The 14,580-nt window shown below is 60.5% G+C and carries 12 protein-coding genes; 11 read left to right on the top strand and 1 reads right to left on the bottom strand.

Features of this window, described 5'->3' with window-relative positions; genetic code table 11:
- Positions 1-62: 62 nt before the first annotated feature.
- Both ACP7D4_RS08780 and cueR read left to right on the top strand, forming a co-directional pair.
- Entirely contained in the window at positions 63-2,264 is a 2,202-nt protein-coding gene (locus tag ACP7D4_RS08780) for a heavy metal translocating P-type ATPase (protein WP_426208686.1), read from the top strand.
- Positions 2,261-2,650, top strand: a complete 390-nt coding sequence (gene cueR, locus ACP7D4_RS08775) for a Cu(I)-responsive transcriptional regulator (protein WP_426107272.1) — start codon at positions 2,261-2,263, stop codon at positions 2,648-2,650. Before ACP7D4_RS08780 ends, cueR begins: the two co-directional genes overlap by 4 nt.
- A 33-nt stretch (positions 2,651-2,683) precedes the next feature.
- On the opposite strand, the gene ACP7D4_RS08770 is transcribed toward cueR, so the two are convergent.
- Positions 2,684-3,325, bottom strand: coding sequence for a hypothetical protein (locus ACP7D4_RS08770; RefSeq protein WP_426208685.1), 642 nt, complete (start codon positions 3,323-3,325; stop codon positions 2,684-2,686).
- Positions 3,326-3,510: 185 nt separating this feature from the next.
- Between ACP7D4_RS08770 and ACP7D4_RS08765 the strand changes: the two genes are divergently transcribed.
- The 9 genes from ACP7D4_RS08765 to ACP7D4_RS08725 all read left to right on the top strand — a co-directional run bounded on the left by ACP7D4_RS08765 (position 3,511) and on the right by ACP7D4_RS08725 (position 14,467).
- Positions 3,511-6,378 carry a type VI secretion system Vgr family protein gene (locus tag ACP7D4_RS08765; RefSeq protein WP_426208683.1) on the top strand — a complete coding sequence of 956 codons (2,868 nt, stop codon included), beginning with the start codon at positions 3,511-3,513 and terminating at the stop codon, positions 6,376-6,378.
- A 3-nt stretch (positions 6,379-6,381) separates the two neighbouring features.
- Positions 6,382-7,203, top strand: a complete 822-nt coding sequence (locus tag ACP7D4_RS08760; RefSeq protein ID WP_426208681.1) for a DUF4123 domain-containing protein — start codon at positions 6,382-6,384, stop codon at positions 7,201-7,203.
- 33 nt (positions 7,204-7,236) lie between these two features.
- Positions 7,237-8,013: a DUF3304 domain-containing protein gene (locus ACP7D4_RS08755; RefSeq protein ID WP_426208679.1), complete on the top strand. Its 777-nt coding sequence runs from the start codon at positions 7,237-7,239 to the stop codon at positions 8,011-8,013.
- A gap of 145 nt (positions 8,014-8,158) precedes the next feature.
- Positions 8,159-8,929: a DUF3304 domain-containing protein gene (locus ACP7D4_RS08750; RefSeq protein WP_426208677.1), complete on the top strand. Its 771-nt coding sequence runs from the start codon at positions 8,159-8,161 to the stop codon at positions 8,927-8,929.
- The gene (locus ACP7D4_RS08745) at positions 8,926-11,052 is read left to right on the top strand and encodes a T6SS phospholipase effector Tle1-like catalytic domain-containing protein (RefSeq protein ID WP_426208675.1); all 2,127 of its coding nucleotides are present in this window, start codon (positions 8,926-8,928) and stop codon (positions 11,050-11,052) included. The genes ACP7D4_RS08750 and ACP7D4_RS08745 overlap by 4 nt, the downstream gene beginning before the upstream one ends.
- A 199-nt stretch (positions 11,053-11,251) precedes the next feature.
- Positions 11,252-11,899 carry a TetR/AcrR family transcriptional regulator gene (locus ACP7D4_RS08740; protein WP_426107262.1) on the top strand — a complete coding sequence of 216 codons (648 nt, stop codon included), beginning with the start codon at positions 11,252-11,254 and terminating at the stop codon, positions 11,897-11,899.
- A gap of 162 nt (positions 11,900-12,061) precedes the next feature.
- Positions 12,062-12,715 (top strand): protein-L-isoaspartate O-methyltransferase family protein, encoded by a 654-nt coding sequence (locus tag ACP7D4_RS08735; protein WP_426208674.1) that lies wholly within the window; start codon positions 12,062-12,064, stop codon positions 12,713-12,715.
- Between the two features lie 3 nt (positions 12,716-12,718).
- A complete protein-coding gene (locus ACP7D4_RS08730; RefSeq protein WP_426107260.1) occupies positions 12,719-13,042 on the top strand; it encodes a rhodanese-like domain-containing protein in 324 nt (107 codons plus the stop codon).
- 81 nt (positions 13,043-13,123) lie between these two features.
- Entirely contained in the window at positions 13,124-14,467 is a 1,344-nt protein-coding gene (locus ACP7D4_RS08725; RefSeq protein WP_426208672.1) for a TolC family outer membrane protein, read from the top strand.
- Positions 14,468-14,580: the final 113 nt, after the last annotated feature.

The raw sequence follows: 14,580 nt of genomic DNA, 5'->3' as shown, positions 1-14,580 counted from the left end.
CTTGACCTTACTATAATGGGAAGGCCGATGATGGCCGTAACCAGTTTGCACGGAGATCGGCCATGAGCACAACCACCCTTGAACGCAGCGACATCCCGGTAGAGACCGCGATTTCGGTCAGCGGCATGACCTGCGCTTCGTGCGCGGGGCGGGTCGAACGCGCTTTGCGCGCCGTGCCCGGCGTGGTCGACGCCAGCGTCAACCTGGTGACCGAGCGGGCCACCGTGTATGCGCACGGCAGCGCCGTCGCGCCGGCGGCGCTGGTTGCCGCCGTCGAAAAGGCCGGTTACGGCGCCGCTGCCAATGACGTCACGCCAAAGGCGGGCGCCGCACCGGAATCGTGGCAGATCGCTCTGGCCGCCGTGCTCACGCTGCCCCTGATCGTACCCATGCTGGCCGCGCTGGCCGGCGTGCACCTGATGCTGCCCGGCTGGCTGCAGTTTTTGCTGGCCACGCCGGTGCAGTTCTGGATCGGCGCGCGCTTTTACGGCGCCGCCTGGAAGGCGCTGCGCGCCGGCAGCGGCAACATGGACTTGCTGGTGGCGCTCGGCACCAGCGCTGCCTATGGCCTCAGTGTTTACCAATGGCTGGGGCAGGGCGGCGAGCACCTGTACTTCGAGGCGGCGGCGGTGGTCATCACTCTGGTGCGCCTTGGAAAATGGCTTGAAACACGCGCCAAGCGCCAGACCACGGAGGCGATCCGCGCGCTGCAGGCGCTGCGACCCGAAACGGCAACGGTGCGCGTCAACGGCGCCGAACGCGTGACGCCAATCGCCTTTTTGCGTGTGGGCGACGAGGTTGTGATCCGTCCCGGCCAGCGCATCCCGATGGATGGCGTGGTCATCGAAGGGCAAAGCCACGCCGACGAATCGATGCTGACTGGCGAGAGCCTGCCGGTGGCAAAAACTGCCGGCAGCCAGGTGGTGGGCGGCGCCGTCAATGGCGAAGGGCTACTGGTGGCGCGCGCCGGCGCGGTGGGCGCGCAGACCGTATTAGCGCGCATTATCGGCGCAGTCGAAGACGCCCAGGCCGGCAAGGCGCCGATCCAGCGCATGGTGGACCGGGTCAGCGCGGTGTTCGTGCCGGCCATCGTGCTGATCGCGCTGGCCACGTTTGCGCTGTGGTGGAGCCTGGGCGGCGACTGGCGCGTGGCGCTGCTCAATGCGGTGGCGGTGCTCGTGATCGCCTGCCCGTGCGCGCTGGGCTTGGCCACACCCACCGCCATCATGGCCGGCACTGGCGTGGCCGCGCGCCACGGGATCCTAATCAAGGATGCCGAAGCGCTGGAACTGCTGCATGGGGTGCAGGTGATGGCGTTCGATAAAACCGGCACGCTCACGGCCGGCAAGCCGCGCCTGACCACGTGGCGCGCACTGGACGGCGACGACCATGCGCTGCTGGCGCTGGCCGCCGCGGTTCAACTGGGTAGCGAGCATCCGTTGGCGCGCGCCGTAGGCCAGGCCGCGCGCGAAGCAGGCATTGTTCCTGCCATGGCCAGCGCGACCCAGGCCGTGGCCGGGCTGGGCGTGACAGCCAGCGTGGGTGGCGTGGCGCTGGCGCTGGGCAGCGCGCGCATGCTGGCGCAGCATGGTGTCGATGGGGCTGATGGCGGTGCGCTGGCCGATCTGGCGCGCGAACATGAGCAGGCCGGCGAGACCGTGTCGTGGCTGGCCGAGCTTGGCCCTGCGCCCAGATTGCTCGGCATGCTCGCCTTTGGCGACACGCTCAAGCCCGAGAGTGCGCAGGCGGTCGCGCGCCTGCGCGCGGCGGGCGTGCGCAGCGTCATGCTCACCGGTGACAACCAGGGGAGCGCGCAGCATATCGCCGCGCTGCTGGGTATCGACGAGATCCATGCCCAGCTTATGCCCGAAGACAAAGCGCGCTTCATTGCCGGCCTGCGGGCGCAGGGCTTGCGGGTGGCCATGGTGGGCGACGGCATCAACGACGCGCCGGCGTTAGCTGCCGCCGACATCGGCATTGCTATGGGCGGGGGCACCGATGTGGCCATGCACACTGCCGGCCTGACGCTGATGCGGGGCGATCCGCGCCTGCTGGTGGACGCGATCGACATTTCGCGCCGCACCTACAACAAGATTCGCCAGAACCTGTTCTGGGCGTTTGTGTTCAATGCCGTGGGCGTGCCGCTGGCCGCCTTTGGCCTGCTCAACCCCATGCTTGCCGGCGCCGCGATGGCAATGTCGAGCGTGTCGGTGGTATCGAATGCGCTGCTGCTCAAACGCTGGCGCCCGAAAGGAACGGTATGAATATCGGCGACACCGCAAAAGCGTCGGGCGTCTCAGCCAAAATGATCCGCCACTACGAGGCCATTGGCCTGATCGGCGCAGCGCTGCGCACCAGCGCGGGCTACCGCATCTACGACGCGCGCGACGTGCAAGTGCTGCAGTTTATTCACCGCGGCCGCGCGCTCGGTTTTTCGCTCGACCAGATCAAGACCTTGCTGGCGCTGTGGCAGGACAAGCAGCGCGCCAGCAAGGATGTGCGGGCGATGGCCCGGCAGCATATCGACGAACTTGATCGCAAGATCGCCGACCTGCAGGCCATGCGCCGCACGCTGGAAACGCTGGCCACGCGCTGCCACGGCGACGGGCGTCCCGATTGTCCGATCCTGGATGATTTGTCGCACGGCTGATGCATGCGGGCCGGAAGCAAGCTGCCGTCCTGGTCACCTGATCCAGATCATCAAGCCCAGGAACAGGACGGGGGCGGCGATCCACAGCCAGCGCGGACCGGGGAACAGTTCGCGCCAAAAGATGCTGCGGGCGGCGGCATTGGCTTGGGCGAAGATGCCTTCGGCCTCGGCCAGGATGGCGCGGCGCTCGGCACTGCCCTGGTCGGCCGTGGCGCGAATTTCATTGAGGCGCTTGCTGCTGATGACGTCGGCCATGGTCATCCAGGCCAGGGCGGCGGCAGGCGAGGCCAGGACATTTTCGGTCGACACGCTCGCCAGCGCGCTTTCGCCTTCTTCTTCGGTAATCAGATCTTCCGTCACCAGCGTGTCGATCCATTGCTGGTTAAAATTGTCGCGCAGCCTGTCGAGCAGCGCAATGGTCTCGGCCAGCACCGCGTTGTGGCGATCGAGTTCGTCGCCCGAATAGGTGGCGGTGACGTGGCGGCACGCCTGGCGCAGTTGGTCTTCGGTCAGGATGTCGCGGCATACCAGCCAGACCAGGAGATGCGGCAGGTCGGGATAGGCGTCCAGTTCCGCAAGTTGTGGATGGGCCAGCGCGCGCCGCACATGGCTGGCGTTGATGATGCCGATGGCCTTGAGCGTGGCGAGGTGGCTGGTCTGGAGAGCGGTGGTCATGGCAGAGGCTGGTGGTGAGAATTGTATATCTTACAATTTTTTACGGCTGTGTGCTCGTCAGCAGATAACGAAAAGAAATGGTCAACGCAGGATAATGCAGTGTAATATTGTATTTAAAGAAAGTTTCTGGCGCCACACCTTCGCTGATCTCGACATTTCAATTTTTTTCTTATCTGAAAGGCCACATGAGTGCCGACCTGACAGAACGTATCAACACTGCCCTCGCGCAGTTCTCCACGACGACCAGGTTGTACGCTCTGGACGTTGGCGCTAGTGCACGCGAGCTGGGATCGGGCGGGCTGCTTGTGGAAGCGTTTGCCGCGGACGAGGCGGTCCAGGCAGTGGGTGCGCGTGACGTGATCGTGTTGTCGACTAACGCGCATCTCGAGCTGGCCCGGCTGCTCGGACAGCAGGCCTGCCTTCGAATCAGTCTGGCCGACGGCACGCGCAGCAGCTTTAGCGGTGACATCAGCGAAGCGTCCATGCTTGGTAGTGAAGGCGGCTTGGCGCGCTACCGTTTGCGGCTGTCGCCATGGATGTGGCGCATGAGCCAAGTTCGCAACAGCCGCGTGTGGCAAGACAAGTCCGTGATTGAGATTGTCGAGTCGGTATTTGCAGCCTATTTGCCACTGGCCATCTGGCGCTGGAGCGACGAAACTGGCCCGTTCATGGCAGCGGCACCGCTGCGCGGCTATTGTTGTCAGTATCGCGAAACTGATCTGGACTTCGTGCAGCGCGTTCTGACCGGGGAAGGCCTGGCTTGGCGTTTTGAACAATCGGAGGACGGTGTTGGTGTGGTCCTGTTTGCCGACAGCACGCAGTTGAGCGCCGTGCCGCAAGACGCCAGCAGCGAAGCCGACGGCGGTATTCGGTTTCACAATGCACGCGCTGGCGAACGTCAGGATACCGTGCAGGGTTTGCGCGCCGAGCGCTCGGTTAGCACTTCGCTGACGACCGTCCTCAGTTACGATTACAAATCCAAACAGGTGGTGGGCGCGAGTACGCCGTCGAGGCTGCAAAATGGCAGTAGCATTCCCCCGCTTGAATCGTTCGACGCGCCTGGGCACTTTGCCTTCGCGGATGCGGATCAGGCGCAGCGCTACTCGCAATTGCAGATGGAAGGGCACGAAGCGCGCAGCCAACTGTGGGGCGGCCGCTCCACCTTGCGCACCCTGCGGGCCGGGACGCGCTTGACCATTCTCGATGCCCCGTTGCAGCGCCTGGGTGAAACTCCTTCGTTCACGGTAGTGCGCGTTGCCAGTGTCGGCGTCAACAACCTGCCGTCGCCTGCCCAGCAAGCGTTGGCCGAACTGTTCGGGCCCATTCCGGAACTTCTGCAGGAGATTGTGCGTGACAACAGACCCGGTGATTTCGCTTTGGTTGTTGCGCAAGCATGCAAGACGGGCTATGCGAATTGCTTCGAAGCGATAGCGGCTGATGTTCCATGGCGCCCGCAGTTGCCTGACAGTGCCGGGCGCAAGCATCCACGTCCGACCGCACTAGGCTCGCAAAGCGCGATTGTCGTTGGCCCTGACGGCAACGACAGCGCCAATGGCGCTGATGAACTGTACTGCGACAGACTTGGCCGCGTACGCATCCGCTTTCATTGGCAGGACAACATCGCGGCCACCTGCTGGGTGCGCGTGGCGCAACGTTCAGCCGGCGGTGGGATGGGTAGTCAGTTTCTGCCACGAATCGGGATGGAAGTACTCGTCCAGTTCCTTGAAAATGATATAGACCGTCCGATTATTGTCGGCGCCTTGTACAACGGCCAGGGCGAAGGCGGCGTGGCGCCGACGCCTGCCGGCCAGAGCGGCGGCGAAAGCCAGTCCGAGCGCTTCGACCCGGCCCATGATCACGCGACGTCTGCACAGGGCAATATCGCCGGCGGCAATAGCCCGCTGTGGCATGGCGCCTCGAGCGACAGCAAAGGCCATCGCAACGGATCGGCGCAGTGGGGCGTGCGCAGCAAGGAGTTTGGCGCGTCGGGCTACAACCAGTTGCTGTTCGACGACACCGATGGGCAAGGCCGCATTCAGCTCAAGAGCAGCAACGCCGCCAGCGAGCTCAATCTTGGTCATCTGATCCACAGCGCGGACAACTATCGCGGCAGTTTCCGCGGTCATGGCGCCGAGCTGCGGACCGACGCCTATGGCGCGGTGCGTGCCGGGGCCGGATTGCTCATCACCAGTTACAAGATCAATCACAATGCCGGCGCACGCGATGCCGCGGGCGATAACGGGCCGGCGATCGCCATGCTTAAGCAAGCGGTCGCATTGGGCGAAACGTTCAGTGGTGCGGCCAAAAAGCACGAAACAGTGGCCTTGGCGGCGCACGTGGGCGCGGCCAAGGCCAACGCCAGCGTGCTCGATGAACAGGCCGCGCCGCTAAAGTCGCTGCTGACGGCGGTATCGGGCATGGTTAGCACCGAGACGCTGCCTAAGGCCAAAGCGGACGCTGGCAGCAAAGAGACGAAACCTGCCGACGGCAAGCTGCCCCACGCGACGGACGCCATCATCGCCATCGCGGCCAAGAGCGGCCTGGGAGTTACTGCAGGGCAGAGCGTGCAACTGGCCAACGGCGAAACCGTGACGCTCATGAGCGGGCAGGACAGTCAACTCATTACCGGCGGCCAGATGCGGGTGCACAGCGGTCAGGCTATAGGCGTGCTGGGCGGCGCAGTGAAGGCGGGGGAGAACAATGTCGGCCTGCAGATAGTTACGGCCAAGGACGCGATTGATATCCAGGCGCAGAGCGACACGCTTAAGGTGCAGGCGCGCAACGAGGTTAATGTGATTAGCGCGAATGCGCATATCGACTGGGCCGCCGCCAAGAGCATCAGTTTGTCGACTGCTGGAGGGGCCAACATCACTATCGACGGTGGCAATATCGTCGTGCAGTGTCCGGGCAAGATTACTATTCATGCCGGCAAAAAGAGCTTTCTCGGACCGGAGCGGCGCCCAATGGCGATGCCAGAGCTCCCCCGGAGCATTTGCGTGGAGTGCCTGCGTAAGTCCCTCGCGGCGGCGGCCGCTTTCACGGTGGTCGGATAAATCATGTTTATCGATCCGCACCAGCCTGAAACGATAGCCCAGTTGGCACAGCGAGCAGATGACCTGCCCGATGAGTGCCAGCTCTACCTGCTGCTGGACGGTGCATTTCTCCCGGGGCTGTACCGCTCGAAGCCTTTCCAAAGCAGCACAGACGTGCCGTTTTATCTTCTGTTTGAAACGCTGCCAGGCTGCACTGACGCGGTCAGGGATGTTTCACCGTTCCTAATGTTGATCAAGCCGGCAGGCGGCGTGCTGATGGGACAGCTGGATGCAAAGCTTAGGACTTGCAGTGGCTGGCCGATGGTCAGTGCCATCGCCACCACGGAAAATTTGGAACAGTTGGGTGCGCGGCTCGCGGCCTGGTGCATCATCGAAAATGATGGGCAGCGCTTCAATTTTCGATTTCCCGATACACGCCGCTTGCCGGGCAGTTTTGCAGCGCTCCGCGCGGACCAGCGCGCCCGGTTCACAGGGAGTATGCATTTCTGGTCGTATATCGGCAGGGATGGCAACTGGGCTGATTTGGAGGTGGCAGGGACGGTAAGCGCGGTGGCGGCGGACGCAGTGCTGGACGACGTTCAGTTCGGAGCAATCCTTGATGACGCCGCGCCTGATGAAGTGTTGTTCCGCCTTGCATACAGTGGGTTTGAATCCGATCTTGCGCACTCGCTCTTGCATGCAGCCGTCAGTGCTGCGCTCACCACGGCAAGGCAAGCGGGTTTGGAAGACGACTTGCGAGAAGAGTGGTGCGAGCATGTCGCGCGCCACGGGCACAATAGCCTAGCCAGCCTGGCGCAATGGCGCACCAACTTGGCGAACAGCTGAACGGAGAGGGTGCCAAATAATGATGGAGAATGTATGAGTTTATGGATCTATCGTTTGCGCTCGCGCTTGGCCGAAGCTGGTGCGGTGCTGGTCTTGCTGATGCTAATTGCATGCGCCAAGTCGGAGCGCGCGGACGATGGGCGGGTACCCGTGGGCATTCATGGCGTTAACTATACTGCGCAAGAATTTGGTTTTGTGCTGGTCGATCCGGAGGACAAGGAAAATGGGGCGGGCGAAGAGGCGATCACTGCGTTTGGCGCAGGCGGCACGGTGTGCTGTTTTAATCTACCGAAGCAATGGCGTGCTGGCCTAAAGGCGGAGCTGAGAGCCACGGTTTGGATTCCGCCGACGCCGGACAAAAGTTTGTCTTCTGTGAAAGAGAGCTATGTGCTCGACATTCCGGCCTACGAGCAGGGCAAGGCTGCGGAGCTGTGGATACTTCGCACTGCAGACAATGAATATAGTCTTGTAGCGAGTAACTTCCAGCCTGATCATCCGCAATGGCCTGGAAAAATTAAGGGCTGGCCAGTGCCGAGCGTGGCGTATCAGCAAATCCTCTACGCACGTTCGTTGAAAGAGGCGCAATCGGATGTCGATCTGTTTGAAAGCTCGTTGGAAGATCTGAAAAATCAGCCTGTCGAACACGGGAAGGAAATGTGGAGGCACCGGATGGTGGGAGAATCGGAAGCATTGAAAGCCTATAAAGGTCCGGAAGACCCTGCATACCTTGCCTCGCTACGTGCGGAGTATCAGTTTGGACTTGTCGAGGCCCAGGGAAAACTGAAGCGTGTGCGGGCCACACAGCCATGAAAATGGGAAGCCGGTTTTGGAAGAATAGGTACGCGATGGGCGATTCGAGCGTGTTGCCCGCGCCGTGAAGTGCAAGAAGCTTGCCTGGCCTGCCGCAATGGCGGACAAGCTCAATAAATTAGGTGCCAACCTTGATGGAGAATGTATGAGTTTATGGATCGATCGTTTGCGCTTGGCCATAGCCGGTGCGGTGCTGATCTTGCCGATGCTAACTGCATGCGCCAAGTCGGAGCGCGCGGACGACGGGCGGGTGCCAGTGAGTATTCATGGCGTTAATTATACTGCGCAAGAATTTGGTTTTGTGCTTGTCGATCCGTCAGACAAGGAAAATGGGGCGGGTGAAGAGGCGATCACTGCGTTTGGAGCAGGCGGCACGGTGTGCTGTTTTAATTTGCCGAAGCAATGGCGTGCTGGTCTGAAGGCGGAGCTGAGAGCCACGGTTTGGATCCCGCCGACGCCGGAGAAGAGTTTGTCTTCTGTGAAAAAGAGCTATGTGCTTGACATTCCAGCCTACGAGCAGGGCAAGGCTGCAGAGCTGTGGATACTTCGCACTGCCGCCGACGAATATAATCTCGTAGCGAGTAACTTCCAGCCTGATCATCCGCAATGGCCCGGAAAGATAAAGGGCTGGCCAGTGCCGAGCGTGGCGTATCAGCAAATCCTCCACGCACGGCTTTTGAAAGAGGCGCAATCGGATGTAGATCTGTTTGAGCACTCATTGGCCAGTCTAAAAAATAACCCCGTCGAATACGGGAAGGAGATATGGGACCACCGGATGGTGAGAGAAGCTGATGCATTGAAGGCATATAAGGGCCCAGGAGACGCCGAATTCCTTGCCATGCTGCGTGAGGAGTATCAGACCGGACTGACGGAGGCCCAGGAAAACCTGAAGCGCGTGAAGGTCGCACAGCCATGAAAACAGCACCAGACGCGGGGACGATGCTGGTTCCGAACATCGGTTTAAATTTCCTCAACCCCGCAGAGAAGGAGGCTTTTTTCTCTGAGGGGGAACTGCAGGATTTGAAAAAATACCAGCGCCGCGAGCAACCAGAATTCGGCAAGCCCGGTGAATCGTGCAAGACAAACCTCTTTTTTGGGTTCTTCTTCGATGGCACCAAGAACAATTACATTGATGCCGAGAATGGCGGCAACAACCACTCCAACGTCGCGCGCCTGTACGATTGCTATCCCGGCCTTTGCGTGCCTAAAATCCTTCCCCGTTCGACTGATTGGACGTACAAGCCAGATCAGTTCAATAATTTTTTCAAGGTCTACATCCCCGGTGTTGCCTCCAAATTTGAAGCAGTCCAAGATAGCGGCGAGGGGGTAGACGGTATTGGCGGCGGCGCCGCAGGCCTGTTTGGCGAGCGCAGGATCGTATGGGCAATGATTCAGGCCATTAATAATTTACACCGCTTCTATCTGAAGGCGCCGTTGATTGCCCCTCCTGAAGCGCTGCTTCTAGTGAAAAGGATTGCCCTCACCCATCAACGCCGAGAACTGTTCCGGGCGAGAGGAGAACTTGCAAATAATCATGTGTTACAAGGTGAGAAGCTCCACGCTAAAATGGAATTTATAGCGTTGCTGGAGCGACTGCATGCAGCGATAAGCGGATTCATGATCACCGAAGAAGGGTCGGGCGGCTACATGGTCGGTCCGGGGACGGTCAAGACCATTCACATCTCCACCTTTGGATTTTCCCGTGGAGCCACCCAAGCCAGGGCGTTCAATAACTGGATGATCAGCCTGTGTGAACTTGATGCGCAAATGACTAACGCCAAGCACACGCACACTCTGGGTGGCTTTCGCGTGTCGTTCGACTTCCTGGGGCTGTACGACACCGTCGCCTCTGTTGGTGCTGGCAATTCCTTCGGTAACGTCCCATTGTTGAAATTGTTCGACGGGCATGGCGGATGGGCCGACACGGAGCACAGCCTGCGTGTAACTCCCGGTGTTCCATGCGTGCACTTGGTGGCCGCTCACGAGCTGCGCCGCAGTTTTCCATCGGATTCCATCTCCGTGGAAGGACAGCTTCAGCCGAACTGGTGGGAGATTGTCATTCCGGGCGTCCATTCTGACCTTGGTTGCGGTTACGCTCCCCAGGAGCAAGGCAAAGGCAAGTTGGGAGATGGAACCGACATGCTGGCGCGGATTCCTCTAGCGGTCATGTACAAGATGGCCAGGCTTGCTGGCGTCCCCTTGAAACTTGAATATGCATCAGAGGTGGCGAAGGACCGTTTCGCGATTCAGAAGGCGACCATCGAACACCTGAATAATTACTTGGCTGTATGCAAGGTGAAGAGTGGTTCGCTGACCGCCATCATGCGTGAACAGGCGCGCTTGCAGATGGAGTGGCGCCTGTCACGGCGATCAACAGGAAAAACGCCAATCGAGCGGACCCAATTCTACAGTCGCTGCAACATGCTCGATAAAAACGATTTTCACAGTGCCTTCCTGGAATTTGAGCAGGAAACCGCCGATTTCGAGGAATGGAAGGGGAATGCGGGCAAGAATTTCAAACCTGAGCAGCAGCTAGCCGGATTTTCAAACGACCACAAAAGCGAATGGGAGGAGATCGCTCGGTGGTATCAGCCATATCCAACTGTGTCGGAAGCCGTGGCGGTCATGTTCGACGAATATGTGCATGATTCACGATCATGGTTCAAAATTATTCCCGGCAACCCTGACTCGGTGAAGGCAACAAAAGAAAAGCTCGACGAGCTTTGCTTCAAGCGCGATGAAGGTGCGCGCTTGCGCGCTCGCGCGGCCCAAATGAAGGCAACATTCGGCATGGATATGCGGCAAGGACGTATCCGTCGACCTGAGGATAGTATGGAGCTCACGCCTGAAGAGCTCAAGCTGGCGAATGCTTATACTGCGGGTGGCAAGGAAATACCTCCGATGATTACAAAAGGCCGCGAGCCATACGCCGGCAAGAACCGTGCTGGCTATCTGCGCTTCCGAAAGATCTATGGCGGCAAAGACAGCGTGCTGTTGTCGTCTGTGCCACCTGAAAATGATTCGCGCGGCGCTACCTAATCAATAGCCTCCCGTCGGGCACGAACCAGTCGTCCCTGTAGCGGCCTGATTCAAGAGTCGTTTATTGTGGCTGCAGTCGCTATTCAAGGGGCTATTATTTCAGTCAACAATCAAGCGCGTATCAACAGCGTCAGTACCTTGACGCTTAGCAACCACCGGTCTATATTAATGACTCGCAAGTAAGTTACCGGATTGAAGCATGCAATGCCCTTTTGAAATGAAGCCGCGCTGGGAGCGCCGCAAAGACGCCCGCCCGCAGGAGCTGCTGGCCGCCGCCCTCGACTTGTTCGTCGAGCGCGGCTACGCTTCCACCCGCCTGGAAGACGTGGCCCGCCGCGCCGGCGTGTCCAAGGGCACCTTGTACCTGTACTTCACGAATAAAGAAGAGCTCTTCAAGGCCGTGGTGCGCGACACCATCGTGCCCGCGCTGGGCGAAGCCGAGGACATCATTTCCAGCTACGACGGCCACTCCGCCGACCTGATGCGCTGCGTCCTGATGAACTGGTGGCAACGCCTGGGAGCCACCAAGGCCTCCGGCATCATCAAGCTGGTGATGTCGGAAGCGGGTAATTTCCCCGATCTTGCACAGTTTTACCAGGAAGAAGTCATTAACCGCAGCACCAGCATGATCGCCAGCATGTTCGATCGCGCCATCGCCCGGGGCGAATTTCGGCCCGTCGACGTCAACGTGATGACCCAGGTGCTGATCGCGCCCATGCTCATGCTCATCACCTGGAAGCATTCGGTCGGCCCGTGCAGCCAGGGCGGCCTCGATCCGATGGTGTTCCTCGAAGCCTTCCTCGACATGGCGCTGCATGGCCTGCTGACCGCGCCGGCCCCCCTTTGACCCGGCCACAACGGCAGGTCCGTCATTGCCGGGGTTTCATTACCTTTAAACTGCAGACTGTCGCAATTTCCGGCGATCTGAGGGCCCATGTCGTTAAGATGTGGGAACTAAGGCCGTTCAACGATAAAATATCGCATTATCATTTTCTCACCGAGTACATAGATGAATATCGAACAAGCCCGCTTTAACATGATTGAACAGCAGATCCGTCCCTGGAACGTGCTGGATTCGGACGTGCTCGATCTGCTGCTGGTCGTCAAGCGCGAGGATTTCGTGCCGGCCGCGCACAAAGCGCTGGCCTTTGTCGACACCGAAATCCCGCTCGGAAGTGGCGAAGCGATGTTCACGCCCAAGATCGAAGCGCGCATCCTGCAGGAAGTCCAGCTCAAAAAGCACGAGAACGTGCTGGAAATCGGGGCCGGCTCGGGCTACATGGCAGCCCTGCTCGCGCACAAGGCGCGCCACGTGACGACGATCGAAATCAATCCGGCGCTCAAGGAACTGGCGCAGGCCAATTTGGCCCGTGCCGGCCTGAGCAACGTAACGGTGGAACTGGGCGACGGCGCGCAGGGCTGGAACGCGGGCGCGCCGTTTGACGTGATCGTCATCTCCGGTGCGCTCGAGGCGCTGCCGGAAGCCTTCCTCAAGCAGATCAAGGTAGGCGGACGCATCGCCGCCATCATCGGCCAGGCGCCGGTCATGACGGCGCAAGTGATCACCCGCGTGTCGGAAACGGCGTACGACACCGTCAAGGTGTTCGAGACCAACGTCAAGCTGCTGTCGGACTCGGTCAAGCACTCGCGCTTTACCTTCTGAGCGATGAACCACCTGACTGCCCCCGAACTGTCGGCATGGTTGGCCGATCCCGCCCGCGCCCAGCCCTTGCTGCTGGACGTGCGCGAAAACTGGGAGTTTGAAACCTGCAAGATCGCCGGTTCGACCCAGATCCCGATGAGCACCATACCGGCGCGCATCGAAGAACTGGACGAGGATACAGAGATTGTCTGCATCTGCCATCACGGCGCGCGCAGCATGCAGGTGGCGGCCTTTTTGGAGCGCAATGGCTTTGGCAAGACGTTTAATTTGACGGGCGGAATTCACGCCTGGGCGGTACAGGTAGACCCGGCAATGCCGAAGTATTGACTGACGACAGTTGGCAAATGCGGCGTGCGGGAACGGCTGTAATGGTTAACCCTTTTGATGATGACTCCAACGGAGAATGTAATGCAGAAATCCCATATCGCCGTGCTGATCGCCAGCGCATTTCTTTCGATTAGTGCACAGGCGGCCGACCTGATCCAGGTCTACCAGCAGGCGTTGGCCAACGACGCAACTTTTGCCAGCGCGCGTGCTTCGCTGGCCGTCGGCCGGGAAAAGACAACCCAGGGCCGCTCCCTGTTGCTGCCTACCGTGGGCCTGGACGGCAGCATCGTCAGGAACGACGGCGATTCATCCCCATGGAACGAGGGCGCGCTGGGCGCGAACGGCATCATCACCGGCGCCAGCCAGCAATATCGCACCACCACCCACACGCTGTCGCTGCAGCAGCCGCTGTTTCGCTGGGCGAACTGGCAGACTTACCAGCAGAGCAAACTGCAGCAGGCGCTGAGCGAAGCGCAGTTCGCGCAGGCGCAGCAAGACTTGATCACGCGCGTCTCGCAAGCGTACTTCGACGTGCTGGCCGCGCAAGATACGCTGGAACTGAACCGCGCCCAAAAAACGGCAACCACGGAGCAGCTGGCCTCGGCCAAGCGCAATTTTGAAGTCGGTACCCAGACCATCACCGACACCCACGAAGCGCAGGCCGCGTACGACTTGGTCGTGGCGCAGGAGTTTGCCGCCATCAACGACCTGGAAAATAAGCGCAGCGCGCTGCAGGCCATCATTGGCGCCGCGCCGACCGTGCTCGTCCCGCTTAAGCCGGGCGTGGTGCTCGCCGCGCCCCAGCCGGCGGCGATCGAGCCGTGGGTCAGCTCGGCCGAGAGCGCGAACTATGGCGTGGTCAGCGCCGAACTGGCGTATGAATCGGCCAAGCGCGACATCCAGAAAAGCCGCGCCGGGCATTATCCGACGCTCGACCTGGTCGCCAACGCGCGCCGTCAGAGCAACAGCGGCCAGTACAACGTGTCGGGCACGAACAACAGCAACGCGATCGGCGTTCAATACAGCCTGCCTTTGTTCAACGGCTTTGCCGTCACCAGCCGGGTGCGGGAATCGATCGCGCTCGAAGACAAGTCGCGCAACGACCTCGAGACCACGCGCCGCAACGCTGCCCTGGGCGCGCGCCAGGCGTTTTTAGGTGTCAATAGTGGGCTGGCGCAGGTGCGCGCCTTGCAGGCGGCCGAAGTGTCGAGCACGTCAGCGCTCGAGTCGAACAAGCTGGGCTACCAGGTTGGCGTGCGCATCAATATCGATGTGTTGAACGCCCAGCGCCAGCTGTACCTGACGCGCCGCGACCTGTCGCGCGCACGCTACGACACGATTATGAATGGCTTGCGCCTGAAGTCGGCCGCAGGTTCGCTGCGCGAAGCCGATCTGGTACCGGTGAATAATCTGCTGGTGAAGTAGGCAAGCAAGCTCTCGGAAAAGCGCCTCGCGGGGCGCTTTTTTACGTGCACCCACTATACTTTTGCCGTGACCGTCTTGCACTGCGTCCCCAATCGCTACCCAGCGCGCCTGCG

Origin of the sequence: Massilia sp. TWP1-3-3 (assembly GCF_049897805.1) — a bacterium.
Taxonomy (GTDB): Bacteria; Pseudomonadota; Gammaproteobacteria; order Burkholderiales; family Burkholderiaceae_D; genus Telluria_A.
This window is presented reverse-complemented; position numbering and strand designations above follow the sequence as displayed.